Origin of the sequence: Kitasatospora sp. NPDC048722 (assembly GCF_040650235.1) — a bacterium.
Taxonomy (GTDB): domain Bacteria; phylum Actinomycetota; class Actinomycetes; order Streptomycetales; family Streptomycetaceae; genus Kitasatospora.
Genome location: NZ_JBEZGX010000037.1, coordinates 13,528 through 31,264, shown reverse-complemented (window position 1 = coordinate 31,264; position 17,737 = coordinate 13,528). Strand labels below are relative to the sequence as shown.

The 17,737-nt window shown below is 73.3% G+C and carries 18 protein-coding genes and 1 tRNA gene; 11 read left to right on the top strand and 8 right to left on the bottom strand.

Annotated features, from left to right (window positions below; genetic code table 11):
- Window positions 1–102 precede the first annotated feature (102 nt).
- On the bottom strand, window positions 103–963 hold the full coding sequence (locus tag AB0C76_RS25430) for a hypothetical protein (RefSeq protein WP_359969872.1): 861 nt from the start codon (window positions 961–963) through the stop codon (window positions 103–105).
- Window positions 964–1,160: 197 nt separating this feature from the next.
- Here AB0C76_RS25430 and AB0C76_RS25425 point away from each other — a divergent pair.
- The 9 genes from AB0C76_RS25425 (at window position 1,161) to AB0C76_RS25385 (ending at window position 8,198) form a co-directional block, all read left to right on the top strand.
- Window positions 1,161–1,234, top strand: a tRNA-Ile gene (locus AB0C76_RS25425).
- 271 nt (window positions 1,235–1,505) lie between these two features.
- Window positions 1,506–2,465 carry an SPFH domain-containing protein gene (locus AB0C76_RS25420; protein ID WP_359969711.1) on the top strand — a complete coding sequence of 320 codons (960 nt, stop codon included), beginning with the start codon at window positions 1,506–1,508 and terminating at the stop codon, window positions 2,463–2,465.
- 14 nt (window positions 2,466–2,479) lie between these two features.
- Window positions 2,480–2,704 carry a hypothetical protein gene (locus tag AB0C76_RS25415; RefSeq protein ID WP_359969708.1) on the top strand — a complete coding sequence of 75 codons (225 nt, stop codon included), beginning with the start codon at window positions 2,480–2,482 and terminating at the stop codon, window positions 2,702–2,704.
- Between the two features lie 43 nt (window positions 2,705–2,747).
- Complete coding sequence (locus AB0C76_RS25410; RefSeq protein WP_359969706.1) at window positions 2,748–3,395, top strand: GPP34 family phosphoprotein; 648 nt, start codon at window positions 2,748–2,750, stop codon at window positions 3,393–3,395.
- Window positions 3,396–3,634: 239 nt separating this feature from the next.
- On the top strand, window positions 3,635–4,537 hold the full coding sequence (locus AB0C76_RS25405) for an ABC transporter ATP-binding protein (protein WP_359969703.1): 903 nt from the start codon (window positions 3,635–3,637) through the stop codon (window positions 4,535–4,537).
- A gap of 30 nt (window positions 4,538–4,567) precedes the next feature.
- Window positions 4,568–5,317: an ABC transporter permease gene (locus AB0C76_RS25400; RefSeq protein WP_359969700.1), complete on the top strand. Its 750-nt coding sequence runs from the start codon at window positions 4,568–4,570 to the stop codon at window positions 5,315–5,317.
- 14 nt (window positions 5,318–5,331) lie between these two features.
- Window positions 5,332–6,603: a sensor histidine kinase gene (locus AB0C76_RS25395; RefSeq protein ID WP_359969698.1), complete on the top strand. Its 1,272-nt coding sequence runs from the start codon at window positions 5,332–5,334 to the stop codon at window positions 6,601–6,603.
- 11 nt (window positions 6,604–6,614) lie between these two features.
- Window positions 6,615–7,262, top strand: a complete 648-nt coding sequence (locus tag AB0C76_RS25390) for a response regulator transcription factor (RefSeq protein ID WP_359969695.1) — start codon at window positions 6,615–6,617, stop codon at window positions 7,260–7,262.
- A 9-nt stretch (window positions 7,263–7,271) separates the two neighbouring features.
- On the top strand, window positions 7,272–8,198 hold the full coding sequence (locus AB0C76_RS25385; protein WP_359969692.1) for a pyridoxal-phosphate dependent enzyme: 927 nt from the start codon (window positions 7,272–7,274) through the stop codon (window positions 8,196–8,198).
- A 24-nt stretch (window positions 8,199–8,222) separates the two neighbouring features.
- Here the strand turns inward: AB0C76_RS25385 and AB0C76_RS25380 are convergent, their stop codons facing one another.
- Window positions 8,223–9,713 carry an LCP family protein gene (locus AB0C76_RS25380; protein ID WP_359969689.1) on the bottom strand — a complete coding sequence of 497 codons (1,491 nt, stop codon included), beginning with the start codon at window positions 9,711–9,713 and terminating at the stop codon, window positions 8,223–8,225.
- A 119-nt stretch (window positions 9,714–9,832) separates the two neighbouring features.
- A complete protein-coding gene (locus AB0C76_RS25375) occupies window positions 9,833–10,300 on the bottom strand; it encodes a MarR family transcriptional regulator (protein ID WP_329931053.1) in 468 nt (155 codons plus the stop codon).
- Window positions 10,301–10,421: 121 nt separating this feature from the next.
- Here AB0C76_RS25375 and AB0C76_RS25370 point away from each other — a divergent pair, with 121 nt between their 5' ends.
- Together AB0C76_RS25370 and AB0C76_RS25365 are read left to right on the top strand one after the other, a co-directional pair.
- Window positions 10,422–11,447 carry an NADP-dependent oxidoreductase gene (locus AB0C76_RS25370; RefSeq protein WP_359969686.1) on the top strand — a complete coding sequence of 342 codons (1,026 nt, stop codon included), beginning with the start codon at window positions 10,422–10,424 and terminating at the stop codon, window positions 11,445–11,447.
- Between the two features lie 351 nt (window positions 11,448–11,798).
- Window positions 11,799–12,293, top strand: coding sequence for a DUF3145 domain-containing protein (locus AB0C76_RS25365; RefSeq protein WP_359969683.1), 495 nt, complete (start codon window positions 11,799–11,801; stop codon window positions 12,291–12,293).
- Between the two features lie 80 nt (window positions 12,294–12,373).
- Here AB0C76_RS25365 and fabF read toward each other — a convergent pair whose 3' ends face one another.
- The 5 genes from fabF to AB0C76_RS25340 all read right to left on the bottom strand — a co-directional run bounded on the left by fabF (window position 12,374) and on the right by AB0C76_RS25340 (window position 17,531).
- Window positions 12,374–13,642, bottom strand: a complete 1,269-nt coding sequence (gene fabF, locus AB0C76_RS25360; protein ID WP_359969680.1) for a beta-ketoacyl-ACP synthase II — start codon at window positions 13,640–13,642, stop codon at window positions 12,374–12,376.
- Window positions 13,643–13,776: 134 nt separating this feature from the next.
- Window positions 13,777–14,019, bottom strand: coding sequence for an acyl carrier protein (locus tag AB0C76_RS25355; protein ID WP_359969677.1), 243 nt, complete (start codon window positions 14,017–14,019; stop codon window positions 13,777–13,779).
- 80 nt (window positions 14,020–14,099) lie between these two features.
- The gene (locus AB0C76_RS25350; RefSeq protein WP_359969674.1) at window positions 14,100–15,143 is read right to left on the bottom strand and encodes a beta-ketoacyl-ACP synthase III; all 1,044 of its coding nucleotides are present in this window, start codon (window positions 15,141–15,143) and stop codon (window positions 14,100–14,102) included.
- Between the two features lie 150 nt (window positions 15,144–15,293).
- On the bottom strand, window positions 15,294–16,244 hold the full coding sequence (locus AB0C76_RS25345; protein WP_359969671.1) for an ACP S-malonyltransferase: 951 nt from the start codon (window positions 16,242–16,244) through the stop codon (window positions 15,294–15,296).
- Window positions 16,245–16,334: 90 nt separating this feature from the next.
- On the bottom strand, window positions 16,335–17,531 hold the full coding sequence (locus AB0C76_RS25340; protein ID WP_359969869.1) for a helix-turn-helix domain-containing protein: 1,197 nt from the start codon (window positions 17,529–17,531) through the stop codon (window positions 16,335–16,337).
- Between the last annotated feature and the right edge of the window lie 206 nt (window positions 17,532–17,737).

The following is a 17,737-nucleotide window of genomic DNA, read 5'->3' as shown; positions in this document are numbered from 1 at the left end:
CTGTTGTCCGCCGTTCGTGGGGAACATCTACCAGGCCGCGCGCGGCAGCGCCACTGCCGGTCGTTCGATCACACCGCGGCGCGGGCGCCCGTGCCCGCCCGGCTACTGGGTCGCTCGGTCGTAGAGCGCCTGGACGCGGTCCCCGAAGTAGCTGGTGTACGAGATGTCGGGGTTGTCGCCGCCCTCCTGGTAGCCGCCGATCACGCCGACCACCGTGCCGGTCCTGGTGCTCGGGTCGAAGTCGGTGACCCACGGGCTGCCGCTGGTGCCGCCGGTGTAGTCGGGGCAGTCGATCCGCAGCTGGGTGGGGCTCTGTTCGACGGTGTTGTTGGCGCAGGTGATCGGGACGTCGCTGGTCCCGGGGTAGCCGGTGACCCGCACGGGGAGCTGGTAGCCGAGGTTGACGCCCAGTTTGTTGGCGCCGAGCACCTGCTGCACCTGCTGCCCGTTCTGGGCCTGGACGACGGCGAAGGCGACGTCCACGTCCGGGTCGGCGTGGTCCTTCCAGCCGTCGTCGACGGTGACGGCCACCAGTGGCCAGATGCCGCTCGGGGTGTCGCCGTTGCGGTAGCCGGGCACGAAGACCAGGTCGCTGCGCTGGCCGAGCTTCGGGTCCCAGACGCAGTGCGCGGCGGTGACGATGAGGTTCTGGCCGGCGCTGTCGACCACGCTGGCGGTGCAGAAGTGGTCGCCGTCCGCGTTGCGGGTGAAGACGGCGCCGACCAGGCCGTTGAGCACGGTGGGCCTGGCGGTGCGGGTGATCCCGGTGTGCTTGCCGAGCGCGCCCTTGAGGCGCTGGCGGCTCCAGCCGTGGGCGCCGTCCGACGCGGCGGACGAGGCGCCGGGCGAGGCCGGGGCCGAGGTGACGGTCGGGGCGCCGGCGCCGGGGCGGGCCGCCGTGGTGCAGCCGGCCGCCGCCAGCAGCACCAGCACGGTGCCCGCCGCCACTCCCGCCTCACGCATCGTCACCCGCTCAGGCTGCCCGCCCGCCGTCGCGCGTGCCAACCGGACTGGTCCGCACGGAAACGGCGTGCACGCCCGCGCACCCCATGTGCGCCCCCGGCGCGCACCACGGGTGATCGACCGGCTATGCTGCCCGGGACGGCCTTTCGGGGCCGTCTGCTGCTGCCGTGGCCGACGACCGGCGCGCGCGGCGAACCGGGGCGGTAGCTCAGCCGGTTAGAGCAGGGGACTCATAATCCCTTGGTCGTGGGTTCGAGTCCCACCCGCCCCACCCAGATCGACCGGCCCATCGGGCCGAGGGGTCGCTGACCTGCGAGAACTGTAGGCGAACGGCGACCGTCCGGCGGTGATTACACGCCGAAGTTCACCCACTCGGTCAGGGTCCGGGAACGTTCCGCTGACGTTCCGGGCGCCTGAGCAGCGCGTTTGCCGGTTCCTCGGCCGCCACCCCCGTCGTTCCGTTCCGGCCCCTGGCCCGCTCGCGCGAAAAGTGATATCACTTTGATTGCTAGGCGGAATCACTCGCTGGAGGAGCCGGTCCCATGACCACACCGCGCATCCCCGTCGACGTCGACGACGAAGACGGCCCTGTCCTGGACCTGCCGGTCCCCAAGATCACCGAACGCCTCATCACCCCCCGCGCCGGTCTGCCGGTCCTCGGGGCCGGCCTGCTCGGGCTGGTCGCGGGGGCCGCCCTGGTCATCGTCGGCGGCGTGCAGATCGCGGGCGGCGCCAAGGGCCTCGGCACCGCCCTGGTGGTCGCCGGGCCGCTGCTGGCGCTGGCCTCGCTGGTGGTGCTGGCCGGCCTGACCGTGGTCTCGCCCGGCGAGGCCCGGGTGGTCCAGCTGCTCGGCGACTACCGCGGCACCATCCGCACCGAGGGCCTGAGCTGGGTGAACCCCTTCACCAGCCGCCGCCGGATCTCCACCCGGATCCGCAACCACGAGACCGAGACCAGCAAGGTCAACGACGCCGACGGCAACCCGATCGAGATGGCCGCCGTCGTGGTCTGGCAGGTCGAGGACACCGCCAAGGCCGTGTTCGAGGTCGACGACTACACCGACTTCGTCGCCATCCAGACCGAGACCGCCGTCCGGCACATCGCCGGCAGCTACCCCTACGACGCCCACCGCGAGGGCGAGTTGTCGCTGCGCGACGGCGCCGACGAGATCACCCGCAAGCTCTCCGCCGAGATCGCCGCCCGGGTCGTGTCGGCCGGCGTGCGGGTCGTCGAGTCCCGGATCACCCGGCTCGCGTACGCGCCCGAGGTCGCCCAGGTGATGCTGCAGCGCCAGCAGGCCGGGGCCGTGGTGGCCGCGCGCAGGCTGATCGTCGAGGGCGCCGTCGGTATGGTCGAGGAGGCCCTGGACCGGCTGGCCGAGCGCGACGTCGTCGAACTGGACGAGGAGCGCAAGGCGGCCATGGTGAGCAACCTCCTCGTGGTGCTCTGCGGAGACCGCGGCACCCAGCCGGTCGTGAACACGGGCTCCCTCTACCAGTAAGGAGCGGCGCGGCGTTGGCGACCGAGCGGAAGAAGATCCTGCTGCGCCTGGACCCGGCGGTGCACGACGCGCTGGCCCGGTGGGCGGCGGACGAACTGCGCAGCGCGAATGCACAGATCGAGTTCCTGCTCCGCCGCGCCCTCACGGACGCGGGGCGGATGCCCAGCGGTGCTGCGACGCTTCCCCGGCGCGGCCGACCGCCCAAGGAGAGCCCGGACGACGGCCCCGACGCCGACTGACCGGGCGGCACACCACCACACCGTCCTCAGCTTGGAGCGCACCATGGACGTGCCCACGGCCCTGCCGGAGAAGCTGTACCTGCTCGCCTACAACCCCGCGCGCGAGCGCCTGAGCGCCACCGCGAGGCTCGACCTCGTGCTGCGGGCGGCGGCCCTCGTCGAACTGCTGCGGCGCGGGCTGATCCGCGACGACGGCCGCCACCCGGCCGTGGTCGAGGGCGCCGCGGCCGACGGTCTCGACCCGCTCTCCGCCGCGCTGCTGGAGCAGATCCGCGAAGGGCGGCGGCGCAGCTGGCAACACTGGATCGGCCGGCGCCCCGGCCCGGCCGGCCGCGCCGGCCGGGTGGTGCGCGACGGGCTCGCGCAGGCCGGCCGGATCCGGGTCGAGGAGCACCGGATCCTCGGGATCTTCCCCGGCCGCCGGATCACGCTGCGGGAGCCCGGTGCGCGCAAGGCGCTGGCGGCGGCGGTCACGTCGGCGCTGAGCGCGCCGCTGAGCCGGGTCGACCCGGCGGACGCCGCCGTGGTCGCGCTGGTGGACGCGGCCCGGCTGGGCACGGCCCTGACGTGGCGCCAGAGCCGCGAGCACCGTACCCGGATCCAGAAGCTGGCACCCGCCGCCGGGCCCGTCCCGCGCGCGCTGCGCCGGGCCATCGCCGCCTCCCGCAGTGCGGAGGGCGCCGCGGCCTGACCGCCCCGACCCCCGAGCCCGACCCCCGAGCCCGGCCGCCGTCCACGGCAGCCGGGCTTCCCGGGTTCCGGGGGGCTTCCGCGACCCGGTGGATCCGCACCATCCACCGATCGGTTGATCGGCGCTCCACCGCATCGTCCGACCGGTGGGACCGGCTGGTCGATCCGCCGCAGGGCCCCCGCGCGGGAAGCTCGTTGTGAGCCGGGGAGCACCCGGGACGAACGGGAGGGAGCGGCACGATGGCCGTGATCGAGGTGGCGGGCCTGCGGAAGGCGTACGGGCGGCGCCAGGTGCTGGAGGACGTGTCCTTCACCGTGGAGCGCGGCGAGGTGTTCGGCCTGCTGGGCCCGAACGGCGCCGGCAAGACCACCGCCGTCGAGTGCTGCGAGGGCCTGCGCCGGGCCGACTCCGGGACCGTCCGGGTGCTTGGCCTGGACCCGGTCCGCGACGCGCACAAGCTGCGCCCCCGGATCGGCATCCAGCTCCAGCAGGCCCAGCTGCAGGGCGCGTTGCGGGTCGGTGAGGCGCTGGAGCTGTACGCCGCCCTCTACCCGAAGCCGCGGGAGCCGCGCGAGCTGCTCGACGAGTGGGGGCTGGCCGGCGAGGTCCGGACGCCGTTCGACAAGCTCTCCGGCGGCCAGCGCCAGCGGCTGTTCATCGCCCTCGCCCTGGTCGGCGACCCGGAGGTGGCGTTCCTGGACGAGCTGACCACCGCGCTCGACCCGCAGGGCCGCCGGGACACCTGGGAGCTGGTCCGCCGGATCCGCGACAACGGCGTGACGGTGGTGCTGGTCTCGCACTTCATGGACGAGGTCGAGGCGCTCTGCGACCGGGCCGCCGTCCTGGACGGCGGGCGGATCGTCGCCGCCGGCACGCCGGCCGAGCTGGTCGCCCGCTCCGGCAGCGGCGGCACCCTGGGCTTTTGTCCCACCGCACCGCTGGACACCGCCCGGCTGGCCGCCCTGCCCGGGGTCACCGCCGTCGAGGAGCGGGACGGCCGGATCGAGGTCACCGGCACCGGGGACTTCGCCGACGAGGTGACCGGCCTGCTCGCCCGCGAGGGCATCGTCGTCACCGGCCTGCGGATCCGCGAGCACAGCCTCGACGACGCCTACCTCGCCCTCACCCACCACGACGCCTGAGCCTGCGCACTCCAGAAACGGACCCCCGTCATGAACCACACCGTCCACGCCGTCCGCCGCCTGGCCACCGTCGAGGCCCGCCTGTTCCTCCGCGACCCGCTGACCGCCTTCTTCAGCCTGGCCTTTCCGGTCCTGCTGCTGGTCGTCCTCGGCTGCATCCCGGCCCTGCGCCGCACGTCGCCCGACCTGCACGGCATGAGCACCATCCAGCTGTACGCGCCGATCCTGGCCGTCTTCACCCTGCTGCTGCTCGGCCTCAACGGCCTGCCGTCGCTGCTCTCCGCCTACCGCGAGCGCGGCGTGCTGCGCCGGATGTCGGCCAGCCCGGTCCGCCCGGGGCTGCTGTTCGGCGCGCTCGTGCCGATGTACGTCGGCATCGCGACCGTCTCGGTGCTGCTGGTGGTCCTCGGCGGGGTCGCCCTCGGGGTGCCGCTGCCGCGCCAGCCGCTGGGCTTCCTGCTGGCCTTCGTGCTCGCCGCCGCCGCGATGATGTCGGTCGGCCTGCTGATCGCCTCGTTCGTCCCGTCGGCGAAGGCCGGCAACGCGGTCGGCGCCCTCGCCTTCTTCCCGATGATGTTCTTCTCCGGGATCTGGCTGCCCCGCGACATGTCGCCCGCGCTGCTCGACCGGATCGGCGACTTCACCCCGAGCGGCGCCGCCGTCCAGGCCCTCCAGGACTCCTGGAACGGACACTTCCCGCACGCCGTGGGCCTGCTCACACTCGCCGCGTACGCGGTGCTCGCGGGCGGCGCCGCTGCCAAGCTGTTCCGGTGGGAATGATCAAGGAGCCGGCCGTGGACGAGAACGCCCTCGGCGACTGGCAGCACCGCCTGGACCGGCTGATCGGCCCGCTGTGCTACGTCGCCCTGCTGATCGCCCTCGCGCTGGCCCTCCTGGTCCCCGTCCCGACCGCGCGCTCCGCCGCCGCCACCCTCCCGGCGGCGGCCGCCGCGTTCCTCTGGCTGGTGCTGCGCTCCGCCCTCGACCGTCGGCCGCTTCCGGACGGGCGCGCCCGCTGGGCCGGTGCCCACTTCGCCGTCCTGCTGGTGCTGATCACCGTCCTGGTGCTGGACAACCCGTACTTCGGCTTCTTCGCCTTCACCGGCTACCTGCACGCCGCCCGGTACCTGCGCGGCCGGGCCCGGATCGCCGGCGCGGCGGCCACCACCGTGCCGAGCGCGCTCTCCCAGACCGGCGGGGTGCTGCCCGCCGGCGCCGCCCAGGTCGGCGGGCTCCTCGCGGTCACGGCCTTCAACCTGGTGGTCGTCGGCGTGATCCTCGCGCTCAGCGAGGTCACCGACCGGCTGAGCCTGCGCCGCAAGGCCGCCAACGCCGAACTCGCCGAGGCCAACCGGCTGCTGACCGAGATGCTCGCCGAGAACGCGGGACTGCACGCCCAGCTCCTGGTCCAGGCCCGCGAGGCCGGGGCCGCCGACGAGCGCCGCCGGCTCGCCCGCGAACTGCACGACACCGTCGCCCAGGGCCTGGCCGGCATCGTCACCCAGCTCCAGGCCGCCGACCTGGCCCGCGAGCAGGACACCCCGCCCGAGCAGTGGCGGCGCCACCTCGACAACGCGGCCGGCCTCGCCCGCGAGAGCCTCACCCAGGCGCGCCGGGCCGTCCACGCGCTGCGCCCGCTGGAACTGGAGCGCGCCGCCCTGCCGGAGGCGCTGGCCGAACTCGCCGAGCAGTGGCAGGAGCGCAACGGCACCACGGCCGGGCTGACCGTCACCGGCGAGGCACGCCCGCTGCACCCGGAGGTCGAGGTGACGTTGCTGCGGATCGCCCAGGAGTCCCTCGCCAACGCCGCCAAGTACGCGCGGGCGGGCCGGGTCGGACTGACCCTCTCGTACATGCCCGGCCTCGTCACCCTGGACGTCCGGGACGACGGAGTCGGCTTCGACCCGGCCGCCGAACCGGCCTCCCGGGCCACCGGCGGCGGCTACGGTCTCGCGGTGATGCGCCGCCGCGCCGAGCGCCTCGCGGGCCGGCTCGACCTGGAGACCGAACCGGGCGCCGGCACCACGGTGACCGCGACCCTGCCGGCGATCGGCATCGAGGAATGAGGGGGACCTTCGTGAACGGGACACCGATCAGGCTGCTGCTGGTCGACGACCACCCGGTGGTCAGGGACGGGCTGCGCGGCATGTTCACCGCCGCCCCCGGCTTCGAGGTGGTCGGCGAGGCCGGCGACGGCGCGGAGGCGCTGCCGCTGATCGCCGCGCTGCTCCCGGACGTCGTGCTGATGGACCTGCGGATGCCGCGGATGGACGGCGTCACGACGATCCGCACGATGGCCGAGCGCGGCCTGACCAGTCGGGTGCTGGTGCTCACGACGTACGACACCGACGCGGACGTGCTGCCCGCCGTCCGGGCCGGCGCCACCGGCTACCTGCTCAAGGACGCGGCCCGCGAGGAGCTCTTCCACGCCGTCCGGGAGGCCGCCCGCGGCGCCTCGGTGATCGCGCCGACGGTCGCCGCCAAACTGCTCGGCCAGGTCCGCGAGCCGGTCCGGGAGGCGCTCAGCCCGCGCGAGGTGGAGGTGCTGGAGCTGGTCGCCTCCGGCGCGACCAACCGGGAGGCCGCGGCCCGGCTGTTCATCAGCGAGGCGACGGTGAAGACCCACCTCATCCACATCTACACGAAGCTCGACGTCAAGGACCGCGCGTCCGCCGTCGCCGCCGGCTACAACCGGGGTCTGCTGACCCCGACGCCGCCTCGGTAGCCTGGGACGGTGCTCGAACCCGCTCTGCTGCCGACCCCGCTGGTGGACTGCACCGACGAGGCGCTCGCCCGGGCCGGGATCGAGCTGCGGCTGAAGCGGGACGACCTCCTGCACCCGGCCGTCCCCGGCAACAAGTGGCGCAAGCTCGGGCCCAACCTGGCGGCGGCGGTCGAGCAGGGCCACACCCGGCTGCTCACCTTCGGCGGCGCGTACTCCACGCACCTGCGCGCGGTCGCGGTGGCCGCCGCGGCGCTGGGGCTGGAGAGCGTCGGACTCGTCCGCGGCGACGAGCTGGCCGGCCGTCCGCGCAACTGGTCGCTGCGGGCGGCCGAGGCGGCCGGGATGGAGCTCGCCTTCCTCTCCCGCACGGAGTACCGCGAGGCGACCGGCCGCAGCGGCGCGGAGGGGACGCCCGGTCCCGACGGCCCGGCGGTGCTGCAACGGCGGTGGGGCCCGTGCCTGGTGCTCCCCGAGGGCGGTTCCAACGCGCTCGCCGCGATCGGCGCGGCGGCGATCCCGGCCGAGCTGACCGACCTCGGAGCCCGCGACGTCGTCTGCTGTCCGGTCGGCACCGGCGGCACATTGGCCGGGATCGCGGCCGGCCTGCCGTCCGGCGCCCGGGCCCTCGGCGTGGCGGTGCTGCGCGGCGGCGCGGGCTACCTGGAGGACGAGGTCGCGCGGCTCCACCGGGCCGCGTACGGGCGGGAGTTCGGCAACTGGCGGATCGACCACGCCCACCACGGCGGTGGCTACGGCAAGGTCCGGCCCGAACTCGCCGCCTTCGCCGAGCGGTTCGAGCACCGGCACGGCGTCGCGCTGGAGCGCCGGTACGTCGCGAAGCTCCTGGCCGCCCTCCACGACCTGGCCGCCGCGGGGGAGTTCCCCCGCGGCACCCGCCTGACGGCCGTCGTCACGGGCCTGCCGGACCCGGTCTGAGCCCCGTCCGAAGTCCTACGAGTGCTACCCGAACGTCAGGTTCGCGCAGGGGTCGGTGTCGGCGTTGCGCTCGTTCTCCGCTATGCCCGTCGGGACCCCGCCGGGCACCGCCGCGGTCGGGCTCGGGCTCGCGCCCAGGGCGTTGATCTGGGTGCCGGCCGGCTGGTAGTCGCGGCCGAGGGTGACGGTGATCGCCCCGCTGCCGGGCTCCTCGACGGCCTTGGCCCCGGGGAAGAGGGCGGCCACCTGGTCGGCGGCGGCCTTCAGCGCCGGGTCGTAGGAGACCTGGGTGGTCTGCCGACCGGGGTCGTTCGCGCCGAGCGTGACGTTCGTGAAGCCGCGTGCCTTGAGCGCCGCCGCGCCGGAGCCGGCCAGGCCCGAGGTGCCGACCCCGTTGACCACGACGACCGGCGCCGCGGCCTGCTCGGGCGCGAGCGGCCCGGCGGAGGCTGACGCCTGCGCGCCGGCGCTCGCGGACGCGGTGGCCGCACCCGTTCCCGCGGTGCCCTGACCGTCGAGGGTGCGGTCCTCCTTGAGCAGCTTCCACAGGGTGTCCGCGTCCGGCTGCACCAGCCGGACGCGCTCCCCGGCGAAGCGCCAGGGCGCGGTGACGAAGGTGACGTCGGAGAGCTTGATGTCCTGGACGGACCGGGCGAAGTCCACGAGCTTCATCGCGGTGCCGAGACCCTCGTCCACGGTGAGCGACTTGGTGGCCGCGTCGGCCAGCGGCAGCAGGGTGGGCAGCGAGAAGCCCTGGGCCTGGACCTTCCTGATCATCGAGGAGAGGAAGGCCTGCTGGCGCTTCATCCGGCCTATGTCGGAGCCGTCGCCGATGCCGTGCCGCGTTCTCAGGTAGTCCACCGCGGACTGCCCGGAGAGCTTCTGCAGGCCCTTCTTGAGGTGGATGCCGTACTGGTCGACGTCGTTGGGCACGCAGGCGTCCACGCCGCCGATGGCCTCGGTCATCGCGGCCGCGCCCTTGAAGTCGACCACGACGGTGTGGTCGATCCGCAGGCCGGTGAGGCTCTCGACGGTGTTCTGCGTGCAGGCCGGGTTGCCGTGCGCGAACTGGCCCAGGCTGAAGGCCGAGTTGAACATCTGGTCGTTGCGCGGCTTGGTCCAGGTGCCGTCCGGCAGCTTGCAGGACGGGATCGTGACCAGGGTGTCCCGGGGTATCGAGACGCCGACGGCGTGCTTGTGGTCCGCGTATATGTGCACCAGGATCGCGGTGTCCGAGTTGCCGACGCCCTCGTCGCCGCCGCCGAGCGCGTTGTTGCCGTCGTCCCGCGTGTCCGAGCCGAGCAGCAGGACGTTGACCGGCACCTGGGCGCCCGGTGTCGCCGGGGCGGGCGCGGGCGGGCGCTCGGTGGCGACGCCGCCCGCGTCGAACGTGGTGATGTTGTGGTCGAGCCGGTGGTAGAACCAGGCACCGGCTCCCACGACGGACAGCACCAGGACGGCGGCCAGGCCGATGGCGGTCCGCAGGAAACGCCGCCTGGGCGAGCTGCTGCTCATCGTCACGGTCCCCCCGTCTTCGTCTGTTGCTGTTCGGTGCTCGAACATTAGACGTTTCGGGAAGGCGTTCGGTTACCTCGGTGAAGGTCCCGGTTCGGCGCCCGTGCCTGTGATGCTGGTCACGCACCCGGCCCGGAGGCGCCCGTGAGCATCCGCCGGAGCAGGTCGCGCAGGACGGTCCGCTCGTCCTGGCCGAGCGCGGCCAGCGGCTCGCGGGCGAAGTTCAGCGACTCGCGCAGTTCCTCGGAGGCGGCGGCACCGCTGTCGGTGGCGGCGACCAGCTTGACCCGGCGGTCCTGCCGGTCGGCCTCCCTGGTCACGAAGCCACGGGACTCCAGGCGGTCGACGATGCCGGTGATGTTCGACGGCTCGCAGCTGAGCGTCTGGGCGATCTGTCGCATCGGCATCGGTCCCCGGCGCAGGAGGGCGAGCACCTTGGCCTGGGCCCCGGTGAGCGACCGGGCGGCGGCGGCGTCCTCGTACTCGCGGTGGAAGAGCGCGACCAGGTTGGCCATGAGGTCGACGACCTCGCGGGTGATCTCGTCGGGCTGCTGCGGCGTGGCGGCCGCGGTCGGCTGCGTCTCCATGGGGCACAGTCTACCTGAAAAGTTGACAACATGAACCTTTCATGTCCATCGTTACTTCATTCGCTCAACCTTTTAGGTGTGAGACACCGCCGATCACTCCCAGGAACAAAGGAGCAATCCGATGGCAGAGCAGGCAGCGCCCGCCACCGCCCGTGAGTGGCACCTCGCCGCGCGTCCGCAGGGCTGGCCGGTCCCGGCCGACTTCGCCCTCGTCGAGGCCCCGGTCCGCACCCCGGGCCCGGGCGAGATCCTGGTCCGCAACGCCTTCCTCTCGGTCGACCCGTACATGCGCGGCCGGATGAACGACGTGAAGTCCTACGTGCCGCCGTTCCAGCTGGGCGAGGCGATGGACGGCGGCGCCGTCGGCTACGTCGTCGCCTCGGAGGCCGAGGGCTTCGCCCCCGGCGACGCCGTGCTGCACGGCCTCGGCTGGCGCGAGTACGCGACCGTCGACGCCAAGCGCGCCGTCAAGGTCGACGCCACCGCCGCCCCGCTCTCCGCCTACCTCGGCGTGCTCGGCATGCCCGGCCTGACCGCCTACGCGGGCCTGCTCGCCGTGGGCGCCCTCAAGGAGGGCGACAAGGTCTTCGTCTCCGGCGCGGCCGGCGCGGTCGGCTCGCTGGTCGGCCAGATCGCCCGGCTCAAGGGTGCCTCCCTGGTGGTCGGTTCGGCCGGCTCCGCGGAGAAGGTCGCCAAGCTGGTGGACGAGTACGGCTTCGACGCCGCCTTCAACTACAAGGACGGCCCGGTCGCCGAGCAGCTCGCCAAGGCCGCCCCGGAGGGCATCGACCTCTACTTCGACAACGTCGGCGGCGACCACCTGGAGGCCGCGATCGGCGCGCTCGGCGTGCACGGCCGCGCGGTGCTCTGCGGCGCGATCGCCCAGTACAACGACACCACCGCGCCCGCCGCCCCGCGCAACCTCGCGCTCGCGATCGGCAAGCGGCTGCGCCTGGAGGGCATGCTGGTCGGCGACCACGCCGCGCTCCAGCCGCAGTTCGTCGGCGAGGTCGCGGGCTGGCTCGCGGCCGGTGAGCTCCGCTCCGACGAAACCGTGGTGGACGGCTTCGAGAACGCGGCGGAGGCCTTCATCGACCTGCTGCGCGGGGCCAACACCGGCAAGATGGTCGTCCGCCTGGACGCCTGACCCGCCGTCAGGGAATCCGACCGCCCCGCCGCCCACCCGGGCGCGCGGGGCGGTTTGCATGCACGGCGCAGGGGAGACCGTCGCACTACCGTATTCCGGCCGGATCCGAAAGCGCGTCATCCATCGTGCGGGGCGGCGCGGTACGGTGGTCCCGCCTGGCGATGGGGCCGTTCGGGGGAGAGATCCAGCCGAGGGGTAGACCTCGTTGAGGATTCGACTAGCATTGAGCGAAAGCCTGTCCGTTTTGCTCAATTTAGTGGCTTAATGTCGGTAAACGTGGGTAACTGTGGATCAACTGCAGGCACGAGGCAGCTGGGGAAGGCGACCCTCGTCCACAGCCTGGAGGTCCCGGTGACGACACGTGGAGTTCTCTACATCCACTCCGCGCCCCGCGCGCTGTGCCCGCACGTCGAGTGGGCCGTCGCGGGGGTGCTCGGTGTGCGGGTGAGCCTGGACTGGATCCGCCAGCCGGTCGCGCCCGGACACTGGCGCGCCGAGCTCTCCTGGCAGGGTGAGCCCGGTACGGCCTCGAAGCTCGCCTCCGCTCTGCGCGGCTGGCAGCTGATGCGGTACGAGGTCACCAGCGAGCCCTGCGCCACGGCGGAGGGCGAGCGCTACAGCAGCACGCCCTCGCTCGGCATCTTCCACGCCGTCACGGGCATCCACGGGGACATCCTGATCCCCGAGGACCGGCTGCGCGCCGTCCTGCTGCGCGCCCGCAGCGAGGGGGCGGACCTGGAGGCCGAGATCTCCCGGCTGCTCGGCAAGCCCTGGGACGACGAGCTGGAGCCGTTCCGGTACGCCGGCGAGGGCGCGCCGGTGCGATGGCTGCACCAGGTGGTCTGACCTCCGGCACGTACCCCCGGAACGACGGAAGGGGCCGGCGCTCACGAAGAGCGCCGGCCCCTTCCGTACGTACGGGCGGGTCAGCGGGTGCGGAAGGCCAGCACCACGTTGTGGCCGCCGAAGCCGAACGAGTTGTTGAGCGCCGCGATCCGGCCCTCGGCGGGCAGCGCGCGGGCCTCGTCGCGCACGATGTCCGCGTCCACGTCGTCGTCGAGCTCCTCGACGTTGATGGTCGGCGGGGCGAGCCGGTTGTAGAGGGCCAGCACGGTGGCGACGGTCTCGATGCCGCCGGCGCCGCCCAGCAGGTGGCCGGTCATCGACTTGGTGGCCGAGACGGCGATGTGGTCCAGGTGCTCGCCGAGCTCCTTGCGCAGCGCCTTCAGCTCGGCGGTGTCGCCCTGCGGGGTCGAGGTGGCGTGCGCGTTGACGTGCACGATCTCGGCCTTGTCGAGGGTGTTGCGGTCGAACAGGTCGGCCAGCGCGCGGGCCACGCCGGCGCCGGTCGGCTCGGGCTGGGCGATGTGGTGGGCGTCCGAGGACAGGCCCTGGCCCACGGCCTCGCAGTAGATCCGGGCCCCGCGGGCCTCGGCGTGCTCGACCGACTCCAGCACGACCACGCCGGCGCCCTCGCCGAGGACGAAGCCGTCGCGGGCCTTGTCGTACGGGCGCGAGGCGCGCTCGGGCTCGTCGTTGTTCTTGGACATCGCCATCATGTTGGCGAACGCGGCGATCGGCAGCGGGTGGATCGCGGCCTCGGTGCCGCCGGCCACCACGACGTCGGCGCGGCCGCTGCGGATCATCTCGATCGCGTAGCCGATCGCCTCGGCGCCGGAGGCACAGGCGGAGACGGGGGTGTGCACACCCGCGCGGGCGCCGACCTCCAGGCCGACGTTGGCGGCCGGGGAGTTGGGCATCAGCATCGGGACGGTGTGCGGGGAGACCTTGCGGGAGCCCTTCTCCTTCAGCACGTCGTACTGGTCGAGGAGGGTGGTCACGCCGCCGATGCCGGAGGCGATGACCGCGCCGAGGCGCTCGGGGGCGAGCTTGGAGGACTCGTCGGTGGCCGGGGTCTCGTAGCCGGCGTCGGCCCAGGCCTCGCGGGCGGCGATCAGCGCGAACTGCGCCGAGCGGTCCAGCTTGCGGGCCAGCGGGCGGGGCAGGATCTCGCCGGGGTCGACCGCGGTGCGGGCGGCGATGCGGACGGGCAGGTCCGCGGCCCACTCCTCGGTCAGGGCCGACACTCCGGAACGGCCCGCCACCAGGTTCTCCCAGGTGGTGGCGGCGTCGCCGCCCAGCGGCGTGAAGGCGCCGATACCCGTGACGACCACGGTACGGTTTTCAGCGGTCACTGGTTCTTCTTCTCTCACGTTGGTGCGGGGTCGGCGGCGAGCCGGGGGGTTGGGCCCGGCCGGGCGCCCGGTGGGGGGCGGCCCGGCCGGCGGGTCGGCCGGCTCGGCGAGCCGGTCGACGATCACGCGAACGCTCAGGCGTTGGTGAGGATGTACTCGACGGCGTCGCCGACGGTCTTCAGGTTCTTGACCTCGTCGTCCGGGATCTTGACGTCGAAGCGCTCCTCAGCGGCCACGACGACCTCGACCATGGACAGCGAGTCGACGTCCAGGTCGTCGGTGAAGGACTTGTCGAGCTGGACGTCCTCGGTCGGGATGCCGGCGATCTCGTTGACGATCTCGGCGAGACCTTCCAGGACCTCGTCCTTGGTAGCCATACTGGCTGCTCCTCTTCGGTGTTGAACGCGTCCGACCGGCGGACGGACGCAGGCTTGCGGATGAGTGGGGCGAAACGCGCCTAGGGGAGCGTAACGACTGCCGCGGCGTACACGAGACCCGCCCCGAACCCGATGATCAGCGCGAGGTCTCCGCTGCGGGCCTCGCCGCTCTCCAGCATGCGCTCCATCGCCAACGGGATGGAGGCCGCGGAGGTGTTCCCGGTCTCGGTGATGTCGCGGGCGACCGGCACCGAGTCGGGCAGCTTGAGGGCCTTGATCATGGCATCGGTGATGCGCATGTTGGCCTGGTGCGGGATGAAGGCGCCGAGCTGGTCGGCGGTGATCCCCGCGGCGTCCAGCGCCTGCTGGGCCACCTTGGCCATCTCCCAGACGGCCCAGCGGAAGACCGTCTGGCCCTCCATCCGCAGGGCCGGCCACTTGGCCCCCTGCTCCGGGGATTCACCCGGCCCGTTCACGGCGTCGGGCTTGGCGAACGCGGTGTCCCAGGCCTGGGTCTGCGAGATGACGTCCTTCTGCGAGCCGTCCGAGCCCCAGATCACCTTGCCGATGCCGGGGGTGTCGGAGGGGCCGACGATCGCGGCGCCGGCGCCGTCGCCGAAGATGAACGCGGTCGAGCGGTCCGACTGGTCGGTCAGGTCGCTCAGCCGCTCGACGCCGATCACCAGCACGTACTCGGCGCTGCCGCCGCGGATCATGCCGTCGGCCAGGCCCAGTCCGTAGCCGAAGCCGGCGCAGGCGGCCGAGATGTCGAAGGCCGGGGCGGTGCCGCAGCCCAGGCGCTCGGCGATCTCGGTGGCGATGGCGGGGGTCTGCTTGAGGTGCGAGACGGTCGCGACGATGACGCCGCCGATCTGGTCGGGAGCGATCCCGGCCTGGGCGATGGCCTTGCCGGCGGCCTGCACCGACATCTCGGCGACGCTCTCCTCCGGGCCGGCCCAGCGGCGCTCGGCGATGCCGCTGCGGGTGCGGATCCACTCGTCCGAGGACTCGATCCACTCCAGGACCTCGGCGTTCGGGATCACGCGGACGGGGCGGTAACCGCCCACGCCGTGGATCCGCGAGTACTCGGCCCCGGTCGACGGACGAATCTGCGGCTTGCTCATGCGGCCACCTCGCTGCGCTCGGCGGTCGCTTCGCAAGATGCGCACCGGTCGATGATTCGCTCGCTTCGCTTGCTCATGCGGCCACCTCGCTGCGCTCGGCGGTCGCTTCGCAAGATGCGCGCCCGTCGATGATTCGCTCGCTTCGCTTGCTCATGCCTGGCTCTCCTGGTCCTTACCGCCGTGCTCCGCGATCAGCTCGCGGGCCTTGTCGAGGTCGGCGGGGGTCTTGAGGGCGAGCGTCGCCACACCCTTGAGGTTGCGCTTGACCAGACCGGTGAGCGTGCCCGCGGGGGCCAGCTCGATCACGGCGGTCGCGCCCAGCGCGGCCAGCGTCTCCATGCAGAGGTCCCAGCGGACCGGGTTGGAGACCTGCGACACCAGACGCTCCAGCACCTCGGTGCCGGAGGAGACCACCGCGCCGTCCCGGTTGGAGACGTAGCGCACCTGCGGATCGGCCACGGACAGGGTCGGGGCCAGCTTCGCCAGCCGCTCGACGCCCGGGGCCATGTGTTCGGTGTGGAAGGCGCCCGCCACCTTCAGCGGGATCAGCCGGGCACCGGTCGGCGGGTCCGCCTTCAGCGCCTCCAGCTGGGCGAGCGTGCCGGCGGCGACGATCTGGCCGCCGCCGTTGTTGTTGGCCGGGGTCAGGCCGTGCTCGGCCAGCTTGGCCGCGACGGCCTCCGGGTCGCCGCCGAGGACGGCGGTCATGCCGGTCTCGGTCACTGCGGCGGCCTCGGCCATCGCGCGGCTGCGCTCCCGGACGAAGGTCAGCGCGTCGTGGGCGCCGAGCACACCGGCACCGGCGGCGGCGGTGATCTCACCGACGCTGTGGCCGGCCACGGCGCCGACCAGGGAACGGGCGGCGGTCTCGTCGGGGAAGAGCGCGCGGGCGGTGACCAGGCCGGCGGCGACCAGCAGCGGCTGGGCGACGGCGGTGTCCTTGATCTCCTCCGCGGACGCCTCGGTGCCGGCGTGCAGGAGGTCGAGTCCGGCGACCTCCGACCAGCCGCTCAGGCGGTCGGCGACACCGTCGACCTCCAGCCAGGGGCTGAGGAATCCGGGGGTCTGGGCACCCTGTCCAGGGGCGACGATTACGAGCACGGTTCAACCCTCTCTCGCCAGGCGCCCGGGGGCGGGTAGGCGACGGTAACGAAGAAAACCATCCGGGATTGTAAGTTCCCTACATCCTGGTCAACGCTGCTCACCGACGTCCGTCAGTCGGCCGAGGGCCAGGGCGATCCGCAGCGTGAACGCCGATCGAACGTCCGATGGCGCGTAGCCCGTGACGTCGGTCACACGTCGGAGCCGGTAGCGCACCGTGTTCGGGTGGACGAAGAGCATCCGGGCGGCGCCCTCCAACGAGGAGGCCTGCTCCAGGTAGACGCTCAGCGTCTCCAGCAGGGCCGAGCCCGCCTCGTCGAGCGGTGTGTAGATCTCCTCCACCAGCTGGCGGCGGGCCGCCTCGTCGCCGGCGAGCGCCCGTTCGGGCAGCAGGTCGTCGGCCAGCACCGGGCGGGGGGCGTCCGGCCAGGCGGCGCAGGCCCGCAGGCCGGCCGCGGCGGCGTGCGCCGAACGGGTGGCCGAGAGCAGGTCGGGCACGGTCGGGCCGACCACCACCGGGCCCGGCGCGAACTGGCCGATCAGCGCCCGGGCCGCGTGCACCGGCTCCTTGTCGCCACCCACCACGACCACCAGGCGCTTGCCCAGGACGCCGGTCAGCACGTTCAGCTTGGCGTAGCGGGCGGCCCGGCGGATCGCCTCGACGACCAGCTCGCTGTCGCCGTCCGGGGCGCTGCCCATCACCACCCGGACCTGGCTCGGCTGGCCCCAGCCGAGCGCCGCGGCCCGCGAGAGCACTCCCTCGTCCGCATCGCCGGAGAGCAGCGAGTTGACGACCAGCGCCTCCAGCCGGGCGTCCCAGGCGCCGCGCGCCTCGGCCGCCTGGGCGTAGACCTGGGCGGTGGCGAAGGCGATCTCCCGGGCGTAGACCAGCACGGACTCGCGCATGTCCGCCTCGTCGCCGGGGGCGGCCACCTCCTCGATGGCCTCCTCCATCACCTCGATCGTGGTGCGGATCAGTTCGACGGTCTGGCGCAGCGTGATCGCCCGGGTCAGCTCGCGCGGGGCGGTGCCGAAGACGTCGGTGGAGATCGCCTGCGCGGCCTCCGGCTGGCGGTACCACTCGGTGAAGGCGGCGATGCCCGCCTGGGCGACCAGGCCGATCCAGGAGCGGTGCTCCGGCGGCATCCGCCGGTACCAGCCGAGCTGGTCGTCCATCCGTGCGATCGCGGCGCTGGCCAGCTTGCCCGAGGACTTCTCCAGCCGCTTGAGCGTCGCGGCCCGGCGCTCGGCGCGGTCGGCGGCGTTTCTGCGCTCCTGCGGGGTCAGGCGCGGCGCGGAGCGGCCTGGGCGGTGGCGGCCCGGTGCGGCGGCCGGGGCCTTCCCGCCCGGCGCGGGATTCTCGGTGGGGTCGCTGGTGGCGTCTGAGGAAGCGGCTGGCACAAGGACAAGACTGCCTCACGTGAGTCACTGCTCGTGCACACCCCCCGGCGGAGCGCCGCGGTTGCGCCCGTCGCACCGGTTACGGTGGGGCC